This is a genomic window from Cellulosimicrobium sp. EB106-03-01-XG111 (assembly GCF_058792115.1).
Genome location: NZ_JBYTEQ010000002.1, coordinates 202938 through 223318 on the forward strand (window position 1 = coordinate 202938; position 20381 = coordinate 223318).

Consider the following 20381-nt stretch of genomic DNA (forward strand, 5'->3'; position numbering starts at 1 on the left):
TGGACGCTAGGGCGCGGCCGGTGCACCCTGCCGACGCCGCGGCCCGGCCTGTGGAGGACGCGACGAGGTGCGCGGCTGTGCACGGCCACGCACCGGCGCCCCTGGCGTCGGGGACCTCAGATCGTCGCCGAGAGGTCTCCCACCCCGGAGCCGCGGTCGGCGAGGTCCGCCACCACGACGGCGAGCACCCCCGGGCCGACGTGCGCCCCGAGCACCGCGCTCACCGGCGTCACGACGACGTCCAGGCCGGTGCGCTCGGTGAGCGTCACCGCCAGACGGTCGGCGCCGTCGTCGTCCCCCACGTGGTGGACCGCGAGCGCGGGCCGCGCGCGGCGGGCCGCGGACTCCACGGCGACCGCGGTGAGCCGCTCGACGGCGGCGGACCGGGTCCGGACCTTCTGCACGACGTCGATCCTGCCGTCACGCACCGTCAGCAGCGGACGGACACCGAGCACCGTCCCGAGCGCGGCCGAGGCCGCGCTGAGCCGGCCGCCCCGGCGCAGGTGGTCGAGCGAGTCGACGAGGAAGAGGGCACGGCTCGCGTCGGCCACCTCGATCGCCCGCCGCGCGACCACGTCCGTCCCGGCCCCGGCTGCCGCCGCCGCCGCGGCCTCGCGCGCGGCGAAGCCGAGCCCCATCGCGACGGTCCGCGAGTCCACGACCCGCACGGGGACCGGCGCGTCGGCGGCCGCGAGCGCCGCCGCGTGCACCGTGCCCGACAGCTCGCCCGAGAGGTGGACGGAGACGATCCCGCGTGCACCCGCTGCCGCTGCCGCGGCGTACGCCTCGCCGAACGCCCGCGGCGTCGGCTGCGAGGTGGTCACCCGGTGACCGGCCTGGAGGTGCGCCGCGACGTCCTCGGCGGTGAGGCCGACGCCCTCCAGGTACGACTCGTCGTCGACGACCACGTGCAGGGGGACGGCACGCAGCCGCTCGTCGGATCCTGCGGGCAGGGAGGCCGTGGAGTCGGTGACGACGTGCACGCGGTGGTCGGTCATGGCCGCGCCACCTTACGGCGACCACGCGTCGTCGCGCACCCCGGCCGCGCAGGGACGCGACCGGCCCGCGACGCCGGAGCGGCGCCGCGGGCCGGTGGCCGGTGCGTCAGGCCGAGGTGGTCGCGACGCCCGCGGGCACGGCCTGCTCCGCAGGACGCGCCTCGGGCCGCTCCGCGGCGAGCCGCCGGTAGGACGCGTGGTCGACGTAGAGCTCGTCGCGCAGCGGGTTGCGACGCCGCGAGACGATCACGTACGCCTGGTAGACCGCGACGGCGACGTTCGCGAGGAGCGAGACCAGGCTCACCACGAAGAGCGCCGTGGGGTCGTGGGAGGACTGCACCGCGAACGGCGAGTCGGAGACGAACGCCGGGACGGCCATGGTGAACATCATCCAGAACGCGAGGGTGTGGGCACGGTGCTGGAGCCAGGCACCCTTGCGCAGGAAGAAGGCGGGGATGGTGCACGAGATCAGCAGGGCGGCACCGGCGTAGAACGCGTGGTCACCGACGCAGTTGTAGACGTAGGCGAAGTTCCAGAGGTCGTAGGCGATGATCCAGAACCACATCATGTCGGGCCAGATCATGTCCTGGAACCGGTCGCGGGTCACGAAGATCCCGACCCACCCGCAGATGGTGACGAGGTTGAGGATGCCGGCGATCCCGTTCATGACGTTCCACGGGCCGCCCACCATGACGACGCCGTCGACCACGCCGTCCATCCCCGTGACCTGGAAGTCCCGGATGACGGCCTCGAGGATGTTGAGCCCGAGGATCGCGGGCGGGAACAGCAGGGCGTACCGCATGGCGCGCAGCCGAGGGCTGTAGCGCAGGAGCATGAAGCCGATGCAGCCCGCGAGGGCCGAGTAGACCTTGACCCAGTGGAACCACGTGCCGGTCGAGGAGCCGGCGCCCGCCGTCTGCGGCCAGACGAAGATCGTCAGCACCACGGGCAGGACCACGAAGATCCCGACCGCGGCGGTCTTCGACCAGCGCACGAGCTCGTTGAGCGCGATGAGCGCGGCCAGCACGACGAACCACATGACGGCCGCCTGCCACGGGATCGAGTCGAACAGGAACATGTCGTCTTCTCCTGGGGGACGACCGGGCGGTCCCACGCCGCCCGGGGACGGTGCGCGCTCGGAGGGCTTCCGGGTCCCGGCGCGCCGGAGGACCCGGGATCACCCGTCCGAGGAGCTCTCCTCGTCCAGGTGCAGCGTCTGGCGCACGATCGTCGCGAGGACCGCGTCGTCCACGTCCGGGGAGTTCCGGACGAGCCCGACGAGCCCGTAGACGAGCACGTAGAACGTCTCTGCGACGTGCGTGATCCGGACGTGGTGCCGTGCCGCGTAGGCCTCGACCGTGGTGGCCTCGAGGCTCGCGACGACCGCGCGGACGGCGCGGTCGAGGAACCGGTCGTAGAGCCCGCCGTTCTCGGGGCGACGGAGGTCGTCGCGCAGCGGGTCGATCGCGCGCAGGTAGTTGCGGAACATCGCCACGCAGTCGACGAGCGCGGTGTCGATGTCGCCCGTCTCGCGGGCGGCGTCCCAGGCACGGACCGCCGCGGTGAACTCCTCGACGTACTCGTCGAGCACGGCGTCGACGAGCGCGTCCTTGTCCGCGAAGTAGTAGTAGACGAGCCCGCGCGCCACGCCGGCGCGCTCCGCCACGTCCGTGGTGGACGTCTTCGCGATGCCTCGCTCGACGAAGAGCGCACGGGCGGCGCGGACGATCTCCTCGGCCCGCACCTCGGGTGCGGACCGACGTCGCCGCGTCGGTGTCGTCGCGCTCATGGAAGCTCCTTCGTCAGGGGGACGTCTTCACGCTAGGACCGCTATTGACACATCGTCAATAAAGCGGAGCGCCGCGGGGACGAAGGTCCCCGAGGGTCGTGACGACCGTCCGGGCGCGGCCGGGCGGCCGCCCGCGCCGCGCCCTAGGATCCGAGGCATGGGCGACGACGCACCGACCGACCCGGAGATCCTGGCCCTGCGCGCGGCCGCCGCGCAGGCCGCCGCGGAGGCGGCCGAGGCACGCGCCGCCGCGGCGCGGGCGGCGCTCGAGGCCGCCGAGGCGGCGGCGCGCGGCGACGCCCCCGAGCCGGACGCCCCCGCTCCCCCGGCCTCCGCCCCCTCGACCGACGCGACCCCTGCCGACGCGACGCCCGGGGACGCTCCCGCGGCCGAGCCGTCCCCGACGGACGCACCACCGGAGCCGGCGCCGACCGGCCCCGCCCGGGACGCGCCGTCGTCCCCCGGCGACGGGTACGACGCCCAGGTGGCGGCGGGCTACGCGTACGCCGGCGGCACGCTCCCGCTCGGCGCGCTGCTGGAGGGCGCGGAGGGCGGCGACCCGTCCCCCCGCGCCGACGTCCAGGTGGGGTTCGCGCTCTCGATGCTCAACCGGCACGGGCTGGTGGCGGGCGCGACGGGCACCGGCAAGACGAAGACGCTGCAGGGCATGGCGGAGGGCCTCTCGGCGGCGGGCGTCCCGGTGTTCCTCGCCGACGTCAAGGGTGACCTGTCGGGGCTCGCCGTCGCGGGGGCGTCGTCCGCAAAGATCGTGGAGCGCTCGGCGTCGATCGGCCAGGACTGGAGCCCGACGGCGTACCCCGTCGAGGTGTACTCGCTCGGCGGCCTCGGCACCGGGGTGCCGATCCGGACCACCGTGACGGACTTCGGCCCGCTCCTGCTCGCCAAGGTGCTCGGCCTCAACGAGACGCAGGAGTCGAGCCTCGGCCTCGTCTTCCACTGGGCGGACGCGCAGGGTCTCGCGCTGCTCGACCTCAAGGACCTCCAGGCGACGCTCGCGTACCTGACGTCCGACGAGGGCAAGGCCGAGCTCCGGGGCATCGGCGGCGTGTCGACCGCGACGGCCGGCGTGATCCTGCGCGAGATCGTCGCGCTCCAGGCCCAGGGCGCGGACGTGTTCTTCGGCGAGCCGGCGTTCGCGACGTCGGAGCTGCTGCGCACGACGCCCGACGGGCGGGGCGTCGTCTCCGCGCTCGAGCTCCCCGCGGTGCAGGACCGTCCGGCGCTGTTCTCCACGTTCCTCATGTGGCTGCTCGCCGACCTCTTCCAGGAGCTGCCCGAGGTGGGCGACGTCGAGAAGCCGCGGCTCGTGTTCTTCTTCGACGAGGCGCACCTGCTGTTCACGGGCGCGTCGAAGGAGTTCCTGCAGCAGGTCGTGCAGACGGTGCGCCTGGTGCGGTCCAAGGGCGTCGGCGTGTTCTTCGTGACGCAGAGCCCGAAGGACGTCCCCGCCGACGTGCTCGCGCAGCTCGGGAACCGCGTCCAGCACGCGCTGCGCGCCTTCACGCCCGACGACGCCGCGGCCCTGCGGGCGGCCGTACGCACCTACCCCACGTCGCCGTACGACCTCGAGCGGCTGCTGCAGTCGCTCGGGACGGGCGAGGCCGTCGTCACGGTGCTCACCGAGAAGGGCGCGCCGGCCCCGGTGGCGTGGACGCGCGTCCGCGCGCCGCAGTCGTCGATGGACCCCGCGCCGGCGTCCGTGCTCGAGGGCATCGTGGCGGCGTCGCCCGCGACGGCCCGGTACGGCACCGCCGTCGACGCCGAGTCCGCGTTCGAGCTCCTCCAGGTCCGCGTCCAGGAGCAGGCGGCGGCGCGCGCCGCCGCGGAGGCCGCCGAGGCCGAGGCCGCCGCGCAGGAGAAGGCGGCGAAGGAGGCCGCCAAGGAGGCCGAGCGCGCGGCGAAGAAGGAGCAGGCGGAGCTGGAGAAGATGCGGGCGAAGCTCGAGCGCGAGGCCGCGACGGGGCGGTCGCCGTCGTCCGGGTCGTCACGCTCGCGGTCGTCGAGCCCGCTCGACTCGTTCCTCCGCTCGGCGGGCACCCAGCTCGGCCGCGAGCTCACCCGCACCATCTTCGGCACCCGCCGCCGCTGACCCCGCACCGCGGGCACCCGCTGAGTGCACGAGATCGTCGCGCCTGAGGGCCTCGGACGCGACGATCTCCCGCACTCAGCGTGTCGGGTCGTCAGACGACGATGTTGACCAGCTTCGGGGCGCGGACGATCACCTTGCGGACCTCGGCGCCGTCGATCGCGCGCACGACGTTCGGCTCGGCGAGCGCGGCGGCCGTGAGGTCCTCCTCCGAGATCGACGGCGGCACCTCGACCCGCCCGCGGACCTTGCCCTTGACCTGCACGATGCACGTCACGGTGTCCTCGACGAGGTAGCGCTCGTCCGCCGTCGGGAAGGGCTCGTGCGCGAGCGAGCGGTCGTGCCCCAGGCGCTCCCACAGCTCCTCCGCGATGTGCGGCGCGACGGGTGCGGTCATGAGCACGAGCGGCTCGACGGCCTCGCGCGGCACGCGGTCGAGCGCCGTGAGGTGGTTGTTCAGCGTGATGAGCTTCGCGATGGCCGTGTTCGGGCGCATGTGCTCCATCTCGACGCGCACGTCCGCGATCGCACGGTGCACGGCGCGCAGGGTCTCGGGCGACGCCGGCTCGTCGACGACCGTCACCTCGCCCGTCTCCTCGGAGACGACGTTGCGCCACAGGCGCTGCAGGAAGCGCTGCGACCCGACGACGGCGCGCGTCTCCCACGGGCGCGACAGGTCCAGCGGGCCCATCGACATCTCGTAGACGCGGAACGTGTCGGCGCCGTACTCGGCGTACATCTCGTCGGGCGTGACGACGTTCTTGAGCGACTTGCCCATCTTCCCGTACTCACGCTGCACGACCTCGCCGTTCCAGCGGTACACGACCTCGCCCGAGCCGTCGGGCGCGGGCTCCTCCGTGACCTCCGTGGCGGGCACGTACTGGCCGCGCGCGTCGGTGAACGCGTACGCCTGGACGTAGCCCTGGTTGAACAGCTTGTGGAACGGCTCGACGCTCGACACGTGGCCCAGGTCGTAGAGGACCTTGTGCCAGAACCGCGCGTAGAGCAGGTGCAGCACGGCGTGCTCGACACCGCCCACGTACAGGTCCACGCCGCCGGCGCGGCCCGCGCTCGGGTTGTGCTCCGGGCCCATCCAGTAGCGCTCGAGCCCCGCGTCGACGACCGTGTCCTGGTCGCCGCCGTCCCACTGCGGGTCGAGGTAGCGCAGGTAGTACCAGCACGACCCGGCCCAGTTGGGCATCGTGTTCGTGTCGCGGCGGTACTGCTTCGGCCCGTCGCCGAGGTCGAGCGTGACGTTGACCCACTCGTCGTTGCGGCCCAGCGGCGCCTCGGGCGACGACTCGGCGTCGTCCGCGTCGAACGTACGGGGCGCGTAGTCGGGGACGTCCGGCAGGTCGACGGGCAGCAGCGCGTCGGGGATCGCGACGGGCTGGTCGTTCTCGTCCCACACGATGGGGAACGGCTCGCCCCAGTAGCGCTGGCGGCTGAACAGCCAGTCGCGCAGGCGGTAGGTCGTCGTGCCCTCGCCGATGCCCTTGCCCACGAGCCACTCGGTGATGCGGCGCTTCGCCTCGGGCACGTCGAGCCCGTCGAGCGAGATCTCCTCGTTGGCCGAGCCGACGACCACGCCGTCGCCCGTGTACGGGCCGGTGAAGTCCTCGGGCAGCCCGTCCGCGGGCTCGACCGTGCGCACGACGGGCAGCCCGAACGCCTCGGCGAACGCGAAGTCGCGCTCGTCGCCGCCGGGGACGGCCATGATCGCGCCCGTGCCGTAGCCCATGAGCACGTAGTCGGCGGTAAAGACCGGGATCGCCTGGCCGTTCACCGGGTTCACCGCGAGGTGCCCCGTGAACACGCCCGTCTTCTTGCCCGCGTCGGCCTGCCGCTCGACGGCGGTCTTCGCGGCGGCCTCGCGCCGGTACGCCGCGACGGCCTCGACCGGCGAGCGGTGCCCGCCCGTCCACGCGCTCGACGTGCCGTCCGGCCAGTGCGCCGGGACCTCGTCGAGCAGCGGGTGCTCGGGCGAGACGACCATGAACGTCGCGCCGAACAGCGTGTCGGGGCGCGTCGTGAAGACCTCGACCTCCGCGCCGGACTCCGCCGCGGCGTCGTTCGCGCCGTCGGGCGTGCCGAGCACGGGGAACCGCACGAGCGCGCCCTCGCTCCGACCGATCCAGTTGCGCTGCATCGCCGTGACCTTCTCGGGCCAGTCGATGAGGTCCAGGTCGTCCGCGAGGCGGTCGGCATACGCCGTGATGCGCATCTTCCACTGCCGCAGGCTGCGCTGGAACACGGGGAAGTTGCCGCGCTCGGAGCGGCCGTCGGCGGTGACCTCCTCGTTCGCCAGGACCGTGCCCAGGCCGGGGGCCCAGTTCACCGGCGACTCGTCCACGTACGCGAGACGCTGCGAGTCGACGACGGCCCGGCGCTGCTGGGGCGTGAGCGTCGCCCAGTCCGCACCCTCCTCGACGCCCTCGACACCGCCCGGCACCGGTCGCGCGCCCGACGCGAGCTCGGCCTCGAGCTCGGCGATGCGGCGCGCGCGACCACGACCGCCGTCGGGGCGCAGGGCCTCCGGGTCGTACCAGGAGTCGAAGATCTGCAGGAAGATCCACTGCGTCCAGCGCACGTACTCGGGGTCGATCGTCGCGAACGAGCGGCGCGAGTCGTGCGCCAGCCCGAGGCGGCGCAGCTGCCGACGCATGTTCGCGATGTTCGCCTCGGTGGTCACGCGCGGGTGCTGTCCCGTCTGCACCGCGTACTGCTCGGCGGGCAGGCCGAACGCGTCGTAGCCCAGGGCGTGCAGCACGTTCTCGCCGCGCATGCGCCGGAACCGGCCCACGACGTCCGTCGCGATGTACCCCAGGGGGTGCCCGACGTGCAGGCCCGCGCCCGACGGGTACGGGAACATGTCCATGATGAAGTACGGGCTCGCACCCTGGGGCCGGTCGCCGTCGCCGTCCGTGAGGTCGCCGGTGGGGTTCGCGGCCCAGAACGTGCCGCGCTGCTCCCAGAGCTCCTGCCACTTGAGCTCGATCTGCTCCGCGAGCGCCGGCGTGTAGCGGTGGGCGGGGCCGCCCGCGGCGGGGGCGTCCGGGGCGTGCGGGATCGAGGTCGTGTCAGGCGTGGTCACCCGGCCGAGTTTACCGGCCGTCGCACGGCCCGACGGCGGCCGTCCGCCCCGTGCGAGGATGTGCGGCGTGATCATCGTGACGACCAACGACGTGCCCGGGTACCGCATCGACGCGGTGCTCGGCGAGGTCATGGGCATGACCGTGCGCAGCGCCAACCTCGGGGCGAACTTCGTCGCGTCCTTCCGCTCGATCGGCGGCGGGGAGGTCAAGGAGTACACGCAGCTCGTCTACGAGTCGCGGCAGGAGGTCATGCACCGCATGGTGCAGGAGGCGCAGCGCCGCGGGGCCAACGCCGTCGTCGGGATGCGCTTCGACACGGGCGAGATCGCGGCGTCCTTCTCCGAGGTGTGCGCGTACGGCACGGCCGTCGTCGTCAGCCCGCTCGCCGCGGGCCAGCCCGGCGCGACGGCGCAGTCCGCCCACCAGGCCCAGGGCGCGCCGTCGGCTCCCCCGCAGCCCGGCGGCCACGGCTACCCGCAGGACGCTGCACCGGACCAGCCCGCCTGGCGCTGACGCGGCCCGGCACCTCGGCCCAGGACCGCGGCCCCGGGCTCCGGCCCGAGACGACAGCCCGGCACCACCGGCCGAGGGACGCCCGTCAGAACAGCGAGATGATGATCGGGCCCTTGACCAGCAGGATCCACGCGACGAGTGCGACGTAGCCGATCGCCAGGAACAGGTGCCGGTTGCCGACGAGCGTGCGGCGCACGCCCTCGCCCGCGGGCAGGTAGCCCTCCTGCACGGCGTGGACCACCTGGTACCAGAACAGCGGGAGCATGGCGAACCACACGACCATGCAGTAGGGGCACATCGCGGAGATCGCGTACATCGTCGTCCACATGAGGAAGACGATCAGGCCCATGCCGAGCGTCGTCCCACCGAGGAGCGCGAGCCAGTACCAGCGCGGCAGGCGGGCGCCCGCGAGCAGGACGACGCCCGTGGTGATCACCACCGGGAACGCCGCGATGCCGAGCAGCGGGTTGGGGAAGCCCAGGAGCGCCCCCTGCCACGAGTCCATGGCGTCGCCGCAGTCGAGCAGGGCGTTGACGCTGCACGACGCGACGTGGCTCGGGTCGGCGAGCTTGAGGTACTTCTCGATCGCGAGCGCCGCCGAGCCGGCGAGGCCGATCGCGCCCAGCACGACGAGCAGCCAGCCCATCGTGCGCGGGCTGATCGGGCGGGGGCCGGACGCGGGCAGCAGCTCGTCGTCGGGCCTGGCGGACACGCTCGCACCGGCGGTGGCGCTCTTGCTCACGGGGACGCTCCTCGTGGGTCACCGGCTCCCGCCGGACGTGACGGCGCGCACGGCGGTGCGCGCACGGCACAACCTACCGCGCCCCGCTGGGACCTGGCTGGGAGGCGCCGGACCACCGCACGCGCGCCACCTCGGCCGGTCGGCGGGCTACCGCGGCGGCGCGGCGGCCGCGGACGGCGCGTGCTCGTCGTCGGACAGCGTGGCGACGACGACGCCCGCGGGGCGGCGACCGACGACGAGGATGATGGCCAGGCCCGCCACGGTGAGCACGACCCCCGTCCAGGCGGGCGCGAGGTAGCCCCAGCCGGCGGCGATGACGAGCCCGCCGAGGAACGCCCCGTTGGCGTTGCCGACGTTGAGCGCGGAGTGGCACAGCGCCGCGCCGAGCGACGGCGCGGACGGCGACAGGTCCATGAGCCGCGTCTGGAGCGACAGGCCGAGGATCTGCGACGTCACGCCGAGGAGGAACAGCGACAGCACCGCCGGGACGGGGTGCTGCCCCGTGAGCGCGAAGAGTGCGAGCATCGCGCCGGTCGACACGAACCCGAGGTACACGGTGCGCATCACCGAGCGGTCGGCGAGCCGGCCGCCGACCACCGTCCCGACGGTCATGCCGACGCCGAAGATCGCGAGCACGAGCGGCACCGCGCCGGACGCGAGCCCGGTCACCCGCGTGACGGTCGGCTCGACGTAGGAGTACACGGCGAACATGCCGCCGAACCCGATCGCGGCCCCCACGAAACCGGTCCACAGCGGGCCGTTGCGCAGGGCGCCGAGCTCGCGCCGCACGCTCGTGTCCTCGTTGCCCGCCCCGGCGGGGATCAGCTGCCACAGCGCGAGGAGCGTCACGAGCCCGAGCCCGCCGACCACGACGAACGCGGCCCGCCAGCCGAGCTGCTGCCCGGCGAACGTGGAGAGGGGCACGCCGACGACGTTGGCGATCGTCAGGCCGGCCATCATCGTCGCGACGGCGCGGCCGCGGCGGCCGGGACCGGCGACGGCCGCGCCCACCGCCGCCCCGACGCCGAAGAACGCGCCGTGCGGCAGCCCGGCGAGGAAGCGCCCGGCGACGAGGGTCTCGATGCTCCCCGCCGTGGCGGAGAAGAGGTTCCCGAGCGTGTAGAACGCCATGAGCGCGACGAGGAGCGTCTTGCGTGGCACGCGTGCTGCGGCGACGGTGAGGAGCGGCGCGCCCACGACGACCCCGACGGCGTACGCCGTGATCGCGTGGCCGGCGGTGGGGATGGACGTGCCGAGGTCGGTCGCGATGTCGGACAGGAGCCCCATGGTCGCGAACTCGGTCGTCCCGATGGTGAAGCCGCCCATCGCGAGCGCGAGCAGCGCGGGCCCGGCGCCGCGCAGGCGGCCGGCGTCGCGGGGCGTGGGGTCGTCCGACGGCGGTGCGGGCGGGGTGGCGTCGGTCATGGTGTCCTCGTGCGTCGGTCGGGCGGGGCGGTCGAGCGGCTCGGACCGGGTGTCGAATCGATTCGAGACAGGTCGGCGACATCGGCGACGAGAAGTCGGGGCAGGCGGCCAGTCTAGGCGGAGACGGGCTCCGCGCGCACGACCCACACGTGGTCCGCCGCGCGCAGGCCGAGCTGGGCGGGCGGTGCCGGGCGGGCGTCCGGCGCCGGTGCGACACCCTCCGCGGGCGGCGACCAGACGACCGAGAGGATGCCCGCGTACTCGCGGCGCTCGCGGACCTCGACGCCCGTGTCGAGGCCGACGCCGATCTCGGCGAGGTAGCGCAGCACGTCCGGGTCGGCGTCGGAGATCCGCACCACGGTGCCGCGGTCCCCCACGACGAGCTCCGCGAGCGGGACCGCGGGCGGGCGGACGACGGTCCCGTCGGCGCCGGGGATCGGGTCGCCGTGCGGGTCGCGCGTGGGGTGCCCGAGGCGCGCGTCGATGCGCTCGATGAGCAGGTCGGAGACCGCGTGCTCGAGCACCTCCGCCTCGTCGTGGACCTCGTCCCAGCCGTAGCCGAGCTCGGACACGAGGTACGTCTCGAGGAGCCGGTGGCGGCGCACCATCGCGAGCGCGAGGCTGCGGCCGCGCTCGGTGAGCGTGATCGCCCCGTACGGCGCGTGCTCCAGCAGGCCCTGCGCGCTGAGCCGCCGGACCGTCTCGGAGACCGTGGACGCCCCGACGCCGATCCGCTCGGCGAGGAGCTTCGTCGTCACGCGCTCGTCCGCCCACTCCTGAGCGGCCCAGACGACCTTGAGGTAGTCCTGGGCGACGGGCGTCAGGTCGGTCGGGTGATCCACCCGACCACCCTAGGTCACGGCGTCCGGCAGGGGCTCACGGGGTCGCGGACCGGACGAGCTCGAGCCGCACCTCCACCGCGCCCTGGTCGCGCACCTGCACGGGGGCGCCGGGCGGCACCGCGATCCCGAAGTCGGAGAAGCGCACACCGATCGCCCCGGTCGCGAGCACCCCCTGGCCCGACCGTCGGACGTCGAGCGCGACCGTCACGGGCTGGGTCTCGTCGCGGATCGTCAGCGCCCCTGCGGCCTGGAGCCGGACCGCCTCCCGGGTGGACGCCAGCTCGCTCACGTCGAGCGGCGACGTGAGGGAGAAGAGCGTGGTCGGGTACAGGTCCGTCTCGAGCGCCTGCTGGAGCTGGCGGTCCGCCACGGACGACCCGGTGCGGAGCGCGGTCGTCGCGACGGTCACCGTCGCGGTCTCCAGCTCGCCGTCCGCGACGCGCAGCGTGCCGGTGACGTCCGGCGTGGTGCCGAGCAGCACCGCCTCGTCCGCCGGGACGTCGAGGACGTCCGCGCGGAAGCCCGCCTCGGAGCCCGGCGCGACGACCCACTCGCCGTCCACGTCGAAGGGCCCCGGCTCGGCGGGGGCGGCGGACGCCGTCTCCTCCCCCGGCGACTGCAGACCCAGCGGGGGCGGCGTACGGCCCTCCTGCACCTCCGAGTACACGAACGGGGCGAGCAGCACCACGACGAGCGCGAGGACGACCGACACGACGATCCAGCGCGTCGACCTGCTCATACGCCCCATCCTGCCGTGCCGGGCAGCGCGCGGCGAGCACCGACGCGCAGCGGCTCAGCCCTCGCCCGCGGGCTCGTCCCCGGCCGGGGCGCCCGCGGGCGCGTCGCCGCCGGGCAGGTCGCCCTCGGTGCCGTCCTCGGTGCCGACCTCGTCGGGCTCCTCGACGACCGGCTCCCCGGACGGCGTGGGCCACGCGATCCGCGGCCAGACCTTCGCGGACTCGTCCGTCCCGATCTGCACGAGCTGCCAGTCGACGATGCGCCGCCGCTCGGGATCGAAGCGCAGCACCGTCATCTCCGCGGTGCCCTTGAGCGGGCCGATGCGGAGCTGGTCCTTGACCGCGCCCGCGGTGCTCCCGCTCACGTACCGGACCCCGCCGCCCGTGCGCTCCGGCCCGGACCGGGTGTGCATGTGCCCCGAGACCTGGTTCGGGACGCAGCCGGAGTCGAGCGCCTCGTTCCCCATGCGGGGCGTGTGGATGAGGAGGAGGTCGATGCCGTCCCCGTCCTCCTGCTCGGTGCACGCGACCTCGGCGAGCCGGGCCGCGTACTCCTCCGGCGTCTCCTCGCGGGGCGGCTGGCTGCCGAGCCCGAGCCGCGTCTCGAGCGGGTCGCGGTCGCCGAGGATGCGGATCCCCTCGACCTCCACGACCTTGCCGTCCAGCACGGTCTGGCCGTTCGCGCGCTCCTGCGCCGACGTCTCGACGCTGTCGTGGTTGCCGTCGGCGACGACCATCGTCACGCCCTTGGGCACCGCGGACGCGAACGAGTCGACGCAGAACGACTCGACGGCCGTGCCGTTCATCGTCGTGTCGCCGGCGTTGAGGACGACCGACGCCCCCGACCGCTCCACCGCGGTCCGGATGAGCGGGGACATGCCGGTGTTGCAGTGCAGGTCGCTCACCACGAGGAGCGTGACGAGGTCCTCCTCCGCCGCGGGGGCGGGCTGCGGCGTCGGCGCGTCGCGCGCCTCGTCGCCGTCCTCGGTGTCGGGCGCGCCGGGCTCCTCGGCGCCCGTGTCGGGCGCGTCGTCGGCGCCCGACGTCGGCGCGTCCGTCGCGTCCGGGGCGTCACCCGTCGCGTCGGGGGCGTCGGGCGACGCACCGTCGGACGGCTCGTCGGACGGCTGGTCGTCGGACGTGGCCGCCGCGGCGGACCGCGGTGCGGTGAGGCGCTGGATCCGGTCGCGCCGGTCCCAGGCCGCGACGAGGTTGGCGTCCGCGCGCGCGTAGAAGTCCTCGTTCTCGCGGTAGAGGTCGATGAGCATCGCGCCGTAGGTGTCGACGACGCCCGCGAGCCGTCCGGTGATGCGCGCGCCCTCGAGCGGGGTCCCGTCGAACACCGCGGACGCGCGCTGGGACGGCCCGGACGTCGTGCCCGGGTCGCTCGCGACGAGCGACGCACCGACGAGCGAGACGAGCACGACGCCCGCGGTGATCTCGTACGTCCGCGGCGCGACCCGCTCGCTGAGCTCGCGTCGGCGCGGCGGACCGAGCAGGAGGTAGAGACCGGCACCGACGGCCGCGACGACGAGGACCGCGAACCCCGTCCGGCGCAGCGCGTCGACGACGAGGGCGCGCGCGACGGAGCCGATCGTCTCCTGCGGGCCGCCGAAGAAGCGCAGGTAGTCCTCGAGGTCCTGCGACAGGCCCTCGAGCGTGTCCGCCTGCCCCACGGCCGTGAGGTCGGCGGGGATCTCCTCGACCGTGACGTTGGCGCCCAGGCCGAGCGGCAGCGGCGAGTCGATCTGGATGGTCCCGAGCGGGCCGAGGTCGACGGTGACGAGGCCGTTCGTCGTGACCTCGTACAGCGCCTCGTGCGGGCCGAGGCTGCGCTCGGCCGTCGCCGTCGTGACCCCCCACACGACGCACGGCACGAGGGCGAGCAGGATGCCGAGGGTCCAGCGGACCCAGCGGGGCGGGGTGCGGTGCGGACGGCTCATCACCGCACAGCCTTGCCGATCCGGCGCTCCCCCGCCAACCGCGGGCGTCGTGCGCCCCGCCGGTCGGGACCGGCGGGGCGCACGGAGCGGCGCGGCGTCAGGACCTGGCGCCGCGGAGCGTGACGAGCGCCACGCCCGCGGCGACGAGCATGAGCACCACGCCGATGAGCGACGTCGTGCCGACGCCGCTGCCGAACGCGGCGTGCGCGGAGTCGAGCAGCGCCTGCGCCTGCCCGGCGGGCAGGGTCGAGGCGACCTGGGTCGCGCCGCCCAGCGTCTCGGCCGCGGCGACGGCGTCGGCCGCGGGGACGCCCGCCGGGACGACGACGTTCGCGTGGTACGACGCCGTGAGGATGCTCCCCAGGACGGCCGTGCCGAGCACGGCACCCACCTCGTACGCGGTCTCGGAGATCGCCGACGCGGCACCCGCCTTCGCGGCGGGGACGGACGACACGATGAGGTCGTTCGACACGGTCTCGGCCGCGCCCACGCCGAGCGAGAGCACGACGAACGCGACCATGAGCAGGGCGAGCGTGCTCTGCCCGGCGCCCGCGGCGACGATCGCGTAGCCCGTCGCGGAGAACAGCAGCGCGACGGCGACGACGTGCGCCGGGCGCACGCGCCGCACCACCCGGACGACGCCGAGCCCGGCGACGATCATGACGACCAGCCCGGGCAGGAGCGCGACGCCCGCCTGCATGGGTCCGAGCCCGAGCACGAGCTGGACGTCCTGGGACACGAAGAACAGGAACCCGACGAGCGAGAACACGGACAGCAGGTTGACGAGCACCGCGCCGCTGAAGGCGCCGCGCGTGAAGAGCCGCACGTCGATCATGGGGTCGGGCCGGTGGAGCTGGCGGCGCACGAACAGCACGCCCGCGGCGAGCCCGACGGCGACGCTCACGAGCGCGACCACGCTCGGGCCGGACTTCGCGAAGGTCTTGATGCCGTAGACGACCGGGGTCATGGTCGCCATGACGAGCACGATCGACAGGACGTCGACGCGGCCCGGTGCGGGGTCGCGCGACTCGGGCACGAAGAACGGCGCGAGCGCGAGCAGCAGCACGAGCACCGGGACGGCGAGGAGGAAGACCGAGCCCCACCAGAAGTGCTCGAGGAGGAACCCGCCCACGATCGGCCCGAGCGCCGACCCGGCCGCGAACCCCGCGGCCCAGACGGCGATGGCGAGCCGGCGCTCCTCGCGGTCGGTGAAGACGTTGCGCAGGATCGAGAGCGTCGACGGCATGAGCATGGCGCCGAAGAAGCCGAGCGCGGCACGGGACGCGACGAGCGCTCCGGCGCTGGGCGCGTAGGCCGCGACGACGGAGACGGCGGCGAAGCCCACCGCGCCGGTGAGGAGCAGCCGACGACGGCCCACACGGTCGGCGAACGAGCCCATCGGCACGAGCAGGCCGGCGAGCACGAGCGGGTAGATGTCGATGATCCAGAGCAGCTGCGTCCCGGTGGGGCGCAGCGACTCGGAGATCTGGGGCAGCGCGAAGCTGAGCACGGTGTTGTCGACCGACACGAGCAGCACCGGGAGCATGAGCACGGCGAGCGCGAACCAGCGGCCGGCGGCGCCGCGCGCGGGTCCGCGCGTCGCGGGCGCGTGCGGGGCGGCCTGGCTCGTCAGGTTCGTCGTCACGGGGGTCGTCACGGCGAGAGGTCCTTCCACGTCTTCCGGGCGGCCGGGGCGACGCGGTGGCGCCGAACTTCCAGACCGTCCAGACGGTATAGTAACGAGCCGACATGCCCTCGTCATCCCACGCACGACTGTGACGCTCGGCACCGCGCGGGCTCCCCCGGTTCGGCGCCCCCGCCCCGGGTCGCGGGCTCGACGACCCCGGCCTGCGGGGCGGCACGGGCCGACTACCCTCGGTGCCATGCCGCCGCCCCCCGCCGCCCGCGCCAAGGTCCTGCGCGCGTTCGCGTCCCTGCTCGTCGAGCAGGGCGAGCGCGCCGCCACGCTCGAGGCGGTCGCGGAGCGCGCCGGGGTGTCCAAGGGCGGGCTGCTCTACCACTTCGGGTCCAAGGACGCGCTCGTCGACGGCCTCACCGAGCACCTCCGAGAGCTCACCGCCGCCGACGTCGAGTCGATGCGCGCCGCGCCAGCGGGCGCCGTCGACTACCTCATCCGCACCTCGACGCTCGTCGACACGGAGTTCGAGCTCGTCTACCTGGCCGTGTCCCGGCTCGCCCAGGGGTCGTACCCGCGCGCCCGCGCGGCGCTCGACGGCGCGCACGACGCGTGGACCCGCACCGTCCTCGACGAGGTCGGGGACCCTGTCGTCGCCCGCGCGATCGTCCTGCTCAGCGACGGCCTCTACGCGCACGCCGCGCTGAGCAGCGACGTGCTCGGGCAGCGCGTCACCGGCGGCACCCCCGGGCCCGACGGCGAGGACCCCCCGGCCGAGGACCTCGCCTTCCGCGGCCCGCGCCCGGGTGACGACGTCGACGACCTCCTCGGCCTCCTCGAGGAGCTCGTCGCACTGCGACGCCCGGGCGGAGCGGCGCAACGCCAGGAGCCCTGACGCCTGCCGACGAGCGCCACGGACCCCTCGTGCCCACCCGGCGCAAGGCCCCTTCGATCAGGTGTGACACCAACCCGCTCGGTGTTACTCTCGATCCATGCCCACGCTCAAGCCCCGCCACGCGATCACGGAGACGGACTCCGTCGCTCGCGCGCTGGCTGTCGCCCGACGCCGGTGGCCCGGTGAGCCCGCGACGCGACTCCTCACCCACCTGATCGAGGAGGGAGCCTCGGCCCTCGAGCACGAGGACGACGTCGCCGAGGCCGAGCACCGCCGGGCGGTGGCGGCGCTCACGACGCTCTCGGAGCACTACGCGGCGGCTGACTACCTCGACGACGTCCGGGCGGGCTGGGACGAGTGATCGTCGCCGACGCGAACGTCGTGATCGCGGCGTCCAACCCTTCCGACGCGCACCACGCCGAGGCGACGTCGCTCGTCCTCGAGCACGGACAGAACGGGATCGTCCTCCACTCCCTCACCCTCGCCGAGGTGCTGGTCGGTCCGGCGCGAGCAGGCGCCCAGGTACAGGCACGTCACCGCCTGGAGGCGGCCGGGTTCGGCCTGTCCGCGCAGGGCGAGCCCACGCCCGAGGACCTCGCGCTCGTCCGTGCCACCGCCGCGCTGAAGATGCCCGACGCCTGCGTCCTCGCGCTCGCCGAGCTCCTCGGTGTCCCTCTCGCCACCTTCGACTCCCGCCTGGCGAACGCCGCTCGGGCGCGCGGCGCGACGGTCCTCGGCCTCGCCCCGTGACTCCCGGTCCCGGGCCGTCCCTGCCCGACGCGGCCTGACCCGGCTCAGCCCTCGTAGGCAGCGCGCAACGGCACCAGGTCGAGCTTGGACTGCGTCATCATCACGTCCACGACGCGCTGCACGCGCGCCGGGTCGGGGTCCTGCAGCATCGCGAGGAACTCGAGCGGCACGACCTGCCACGACAGCCCGAACCGGTCCTTGAGCCAGCCGCACTGCGACTCCTGGCCGCCGTCGGTGAGCGCCGCCCAGTACTCGTCGACCTCGTCCTGGGACTCGCACTCGACGACGAACGACACCGCCTCGGTGAAGGGGAACTGCGGCCCGCCGTTGATGGCGTCGAACCGCTGGCCGGCGAGCTCGAAGTCCGCCGACACGGCCGTGCCGTCGGGCTGGCGGAACACGTCGCCGACCTTCGCGTCGGGGAAGACGCTCGAGTAGAAGGTGACGGCCTCCTCGAGGTTGCCGTCGAACCACAGGCTGGGCACGATCGCGCGCATCGTCGTCTCCTCCGCAGGGTCTCGCGGGCGGCCGGTCGACCGCCCACCGGTTCCGACGGGTGCCGGGTGCGGAACTCATCGCGCACCGGCCCTCGTCCAGCGCCTCGCAGGTCGCGCGGTGCGCGCCCCGCCCGTGGCCCGGCTCTAGGCGGACGCCTTCTTCCGGGTGGTCTTCGAGGTCGTCGTCTTCTCCTTCGTGGAGGCCGCGCGGCTCGTGCTCTTCTTCGCGGCCGGCTTCGACGCCGTCTTCTCCTTCGTGCCCGAGCTCTTGCTCGTGCTCGTCGACCGGGAGCCGCTCGAGCCCTTGCCCGACGACGTGCTCGCGCGGCCGGAGCCGGACGTCGACCTCGACCCGGACCGGGACCCGGAACCTGAACCTGAACCTGAACCTGAACCTGAACCTGAATCCTTCCCCCCGCCCGCGCGCGAGCTCTTCGACGACGCGACCGACTTGCGCAGCGCCTCCATGAGGTCGATGACCTCGGCGCCCTCGCTCTCCTCGGGCTGCTCGCCGAACGTCTCGGCGGTGTCGAGCGCGTCGCCCTGCTCGAGCTTCGCCTCGATGAGCTGGCGGAGCTGCGCCTGGTAGTCGTCCTCGTACTCCTCGGGGGTGAAGTCGGCCTCGAAGCTCGCGACGAGCTGCGCCGACATGGCGAGCTCCTTGTCGGTCACCCTCGCCTCGTCGTCGAGCGACGGGAACGCGGCCTCGCGCACCTCGTCGGCCCACAGCAGCGTCTGGAGGACGAGCACGTCGTCGCGCACGCGCAGCGCCGCGAGCCGCGTGCGCTGGCGCAGCGCGAACTTCACGATCGCCGTGCGGTCGGTCTCCTCGAGCGTGCGCCGCATGAGCACGTACGCCTTGTTGGACTTCGAGTCGGGCTCCAGGTAGTAGCTGCGGTCGAGCAGGAGCGGGTCGATCTGCTCGCTCGGCACGAACTCCACGACCTCGATCTCGCGGCTGCGCTCGGCGGGGAGCGCGGCGAAGTCCTCGCTCGTCAGCACGACGGTCCGCTCGCCGTCGTCGTACGCCTTGTCGATGTGCTCGTACGGCACGACCTCGCCGTCGATCTCGCACACGCGCCGGTAGCGGATGCGGCCGCCGTCCTTGTCGTGGACCTGGTGCAGCGGCACGTCGTGGTCCTCCGTCGCGGAGTAGACCTTGACCGGCACGTTGACGAGGCCGAACGTGATCGCGCCCTTCCAGATGGCCCTCATCCGTCCATGGTGGCGCCCCCGGCGCCCGCCCGCGAGGGGTACGGGGGCGCACGGCGTGCCCCCGGCGCCCGGGCCGCCTCGGCGAGCGCGCGACGACGGCACCCGCGTGTGGGTGGCCCGCGGCACGATGGACAGGTGGCGGGGACGAGGTTCGAGTTCGAGGCCGAGCTGTGGCGGTGGGAGGCGCGCACCGACAGCTGGGTGTTCGCCGCGCTCCCGGAGGACGTGAGCGACGAGATCGCGGAGCTGCCGCTCCCGCCCGCCGGGTTCGGCTCGGTCAAGGTCGAGGTGACGCTCGGGGCGCAGCGCTGGTCCACGTCGGTGTTCCCCGACGCGCAGCGCAAGACGTTCGTCGTGCCCATCAAGGCCGCGGTCCGCCGCGCCGAGGGCGTCGACGTGGGCGACCGGGTGCGGATCGGCGTCGAGACGCTGGTCTGAGCGGCCCGGCGCCGAGGCTCAGAACGCGCGGGCGCGTCGTCTCAGCCGTCGTGGCGGCGCTCGTGGAACGCCTCGTCGGCGACCTGCGCCGTCCGCATGAAGCTCTCCATGACCTCACGCGGCGTGGCGAGCTCGTCGGTGTTCTCGACCGGCTCGGGCACGCCGTCGAGGCTGCGGACCTCGTCGTGGATGCGCTCCATCGTCGTGTCGAGGGTCGCGGCGACGTCCGCCGCGAGCTTGAGCGCGTCCGTCAGGTGCTGGGGCACGTCCCGCTGGTACTTGTAGTAGATCTTGTGCTCCAGGCTCGCCCAGAAGTCCATGGCGATCGTGCGGAGCTGGATCTCGACCACGACGTCCTCGACGCGGTCGGACAGGAACACGGGCACCTGGACGATGAGGTGCAGGCTCTTGTAGCCGTTGCCCTTCGGGTGCGCGATGTAGTCGCGCTCCTCGAGGACCGTGAGGTCGCGCTGGCCCACGAGCAGGTCCCGCACGCGATAGATGTCGGAGACGAACGCGCACGTGACCCGGACGCCCGCGACGTCGAACATGTTCTCCCGCACGCCCTCCGGGGTGAGCGGGATCCCCTTGCGCCGCGCCTTCGCGACGATCGACTCGAGCGACTTCAGGCGCGAGCCCAGGTGCTCGATCGGGTTGTCGTCGTGGACGTGCCGGAACTCGTCGCGGAGCACGGTGATCTTCGTCATCACCTCGTCGATGCCGAACTTGTAGTTCATCATCAGGCGACGGAACTCGCGG

General features: G+C 73.8%; 19 protein-coding genes. 6 read left to right on the plus strand and 13 right to left on the minus strand.

The window, feature by feature from the left end; translation table 11 throughout:
- Window positions 1-116: 116 nt before the first annotated feature.
- From AC3WT4_RS02950 to AC3WT4_RS02960, 3 genes are all read right to left on the minus strand, one after another.
- On the minus strand, window positions 117-998 hold the full coding sequence (locus AC3WT4_RS02950) for a DegV family protein (protein WP_492314670.1): 882 nt from the start codon (window positions 996-998) through the stop codon (window positions 117-119).
- Window positions 999-1104: 106 nt separating this feature from the next.
- Entirely contained in the window at window positions 1105-2076 is a 972-nt protein-coding gene (locus tag AC3WT4_RS02955; RefSeq protein ID WP_074809755.1) for a DUF5692 family protein, read from the minus strand.
- 99 nt (window positions 2077-2175) lie between these two features.
- Window positions 2176-2787, minus strand: a complete 612-nt coding sequence (locus tag AC3WT4_RS02960; RefSeq protein WP_492314671.1) for a TetR/AcrR family transcriptional regulator — start codon at window positions 2785-2787, stop codon at window positions 2176-2178.
- A 157-nt stretch (window positions 2788-2944) separates the two neighbouring features.
- Between AC3WT4_RS02960 and AC3WT4_RS02965 the strand changes: the two genes are divergently transcribed.
- A complete protein-coding gene (locus AC3WT4_RS02965; protein ID WP_492314672.1) occupies window positions 2945-4897 on the plus strand; it encodes a helicase HerA-like domain-containing protein in 1953 nt (650 codons plus the stop codon).
- A gap of 91 nt (window positions 4898-4988) precedes the next feature.
- Here AC3WT4_RS02965 and leuS read toward each other — a convergent pair whose 3' ends face one another.
- Window positions 4989-7988 carry a leucine--tRNA ligase gene (leuS, locus tag AC3WT4_RS02970; RefSeq protein WP_492314673.1) on the minus strand — a complete coding sequence of 1000 codons (3000 nt, stop codon included), beginning with the start codon at window positions 7986-7988 and terminating at the stop codon, window positions 4989-4991.
- A 67-nt stretch (window positions 7989-8055) separates the two neighbouring features.
- Here leuS and AC3WT4_RS02975 point away from each other — a divergent pair, with 67 nt between their 5' ends.
- Window positions 8056-8502, plus strand: coding sequence for a YbjQ family protein (locus AC3WT4_RS02975; protein WP_051028118.1), 447 nt, complete (start codon window positions 8056-8058; stop codon window positions 8500-8502).
- Between the two features lie 85 nt (window positions 8503-8587).
- Here AC3WT4_RS02975 and AC3WT4_RS02980 read toward each other — a convergent pair whose 3' ends face one another.
- From AC3WT4_RS02980 to AC3WT4_RS03005, 6 genes are all read right to left on the minus strand, one after another.
- Window positions 8588-9244 carry a vitamin K epoxide reductase family protein gene (locus AC3WT4_RS02980; protein WP_400113382.1) on the minus strand — a complete coding sequence of 219 codons (657 nt, stop codon included), beginning with the start codon at window positions 9242-9244 and terminating at the stop codon, window positions 8588-8590.
- A 147-nt stretch (window positions 9245-9391) separates the two neighbouring features.
- Entirely contained in the window at window positions 9392-10669 is a 1278-nt protein-coding gene (locus tag AC3WT4_RS02985) for an MFS transporter (RefSeq protein WP_492314674.1), read from the minus strand.
- A 113-nt stretch (window positions 10670-10782) separates the two neighbouring features.
- Window positions 10783-11511 (minus strand): metal-dependent transcriptional regulator, encoded by a 729-nt coding sequence (locus tag AC3WT4_RS02990; protein ID WP_108050244.1) that lies wholly within the window; start codon window positions 11509-11511, stop codon window positions 10783-10785.
- 34 nt (window positions 11512-11545) lie between these two features.
- The gene (locus AC3WT4_RS02995; RefSeq protein ID WP_257416842.1) at window positions 11546-12250 is read right to left on the minus strand and encodes a YceI family protein; all 705 of its coding nucleotides are present in this window, start codon (window positions 12248-12250) and stop codon (window positions 11546-11548) included.
- A gap of 54 nt (window positions 12251-12304) precedes the next feature.
- Window positions 12305-14191, minus strand: coding sequence for a metallophosphoesterase family protein (locus tag AC3WT4_RS03000; protein WP_492314675.1), 1887 nt, complete (start codon window positions 14189-14191; stop codon window positions 12305-12307).
- Window positions 14192-14288: 97 nt separating this feature from the next.
- Window positions 14289-15848: an MFS transporter gene (locus AC3WT4_RS03005; RefSeq protein WP_492314676.1), complete on the minus strand. Its 1560-nt coding sequence runs from the start codon at window positions 15846-15848 to the stop codon at window positions 14289-14291.
- A 226-nt stretch (window positions 15849-16074) separates the two neighbouring features.
- Between AC3WT4_RS03005 and AC3WT4_RS03010 the strand changes: the two genes are divergently transcribed.
- The 3 genes from AC3WT4_RS03010 (at window position 16075) to AC3WT4_RS03020 (ending at window position 17472) form a co-directional block, all read left to right on the plus strand.
- Window positions 16075-16722, plus strand: coding sequence for a TetR/AcrR family transcriptional regulator (locus AC3WT4_RS03010; protein WP_492314677.1), 648 nt, complete (start codon window positions 16075-16077; stop codon window positions 16720-16722).
- A 97-nt stretch (window positions 16723-16819) separates the two neighbouring features.
- A complete protein-coding gene (locus AC3WT4_RS03015; protein ID WP_074809761.1) occupies window positions 16820-17083 on the plus strand; it encodes a hypothetical protein in 264 nt (87 codons plus the stop codon).
- Entirely contained in the window at window positions 17080-17472 is a 393-nt protein-coding gene (locus AC3WT4_RS03020) for a type II toxin-antitoxin system VapC family toxin (protein ID WP_257416846.1), read from the plus strand. Before AC3WT4_RS03015 ends, AC3WT4_RS03020 begins: the two co-directional genes overlap by 4 nt.
- 44 nt (window positions 17473-17516) lie before the next feature.
- Here the strand turns inward: AC3WT4_RS03020 and AC3WT4_RS03025 are convergent, their stop codons facing one another.
- Together AC3WT4_RS03025 and ku are read right to left on the minus strand one after the other, a co-directional pair.
- On the minus strand, window positions 17517-17969 hold the full coding sequence (locus AC3WT4_RS03025; protein WP_074809763.1) for a VOC family protein: 453 nt from the start codon (window positions 17967-17969) through the stop codon (window positions 17517-17519).
- Between the two features lie 144 nt (window positions 17970-18113).
- On the minus strand, window positions 18114-19184 hold the full coding sequence (ku, locus tag AC3WT4_RS03030; RefSeq protein WP_492314678.1) for a non-homologous end joining protein Ku: 1071 nt from the start codon (window positions 19182-19184) through the stop codon (window positions 18114-18116).
- A 135-nt stretch (window positions 19185-19319) separates the two neighbouring features.
- Between ku and AC3WT4_RS03035 the strand changes: the two genes are divergently transcribed.
- Complete coding sequence (locus AC3WT4_RS03035; protein WP_031315545.1) at window positions 19320-19622, plus strand: DUF1905 domain-containing protein; 303 nt, start codon at window positions 19320-19322, stop codon at window positions 19620-19622.
- A 41-nt stretch (window positions 19623-19663) separates the two neighbouring features.
- On the opposite strand, the gene AC3WT4_RS03040 is transcribed toward AC3WT4_RS03035, so the two are convergent.
- Window positions 19664-20362 carry a GTP pyrophosphokinase gene (locus AC3WT4_RS03040; RefSeq protein ID WP_074809919.1) on the minus strand — a complete coding sequence of 233 codons (699 nt, stop codon included), beginning with the start codon at window positions 20360-20362 and terminating at the stop codon, window positions 19664-19666.
- Window positions 20363-20381: the final 19 nt, after the last annotated feature.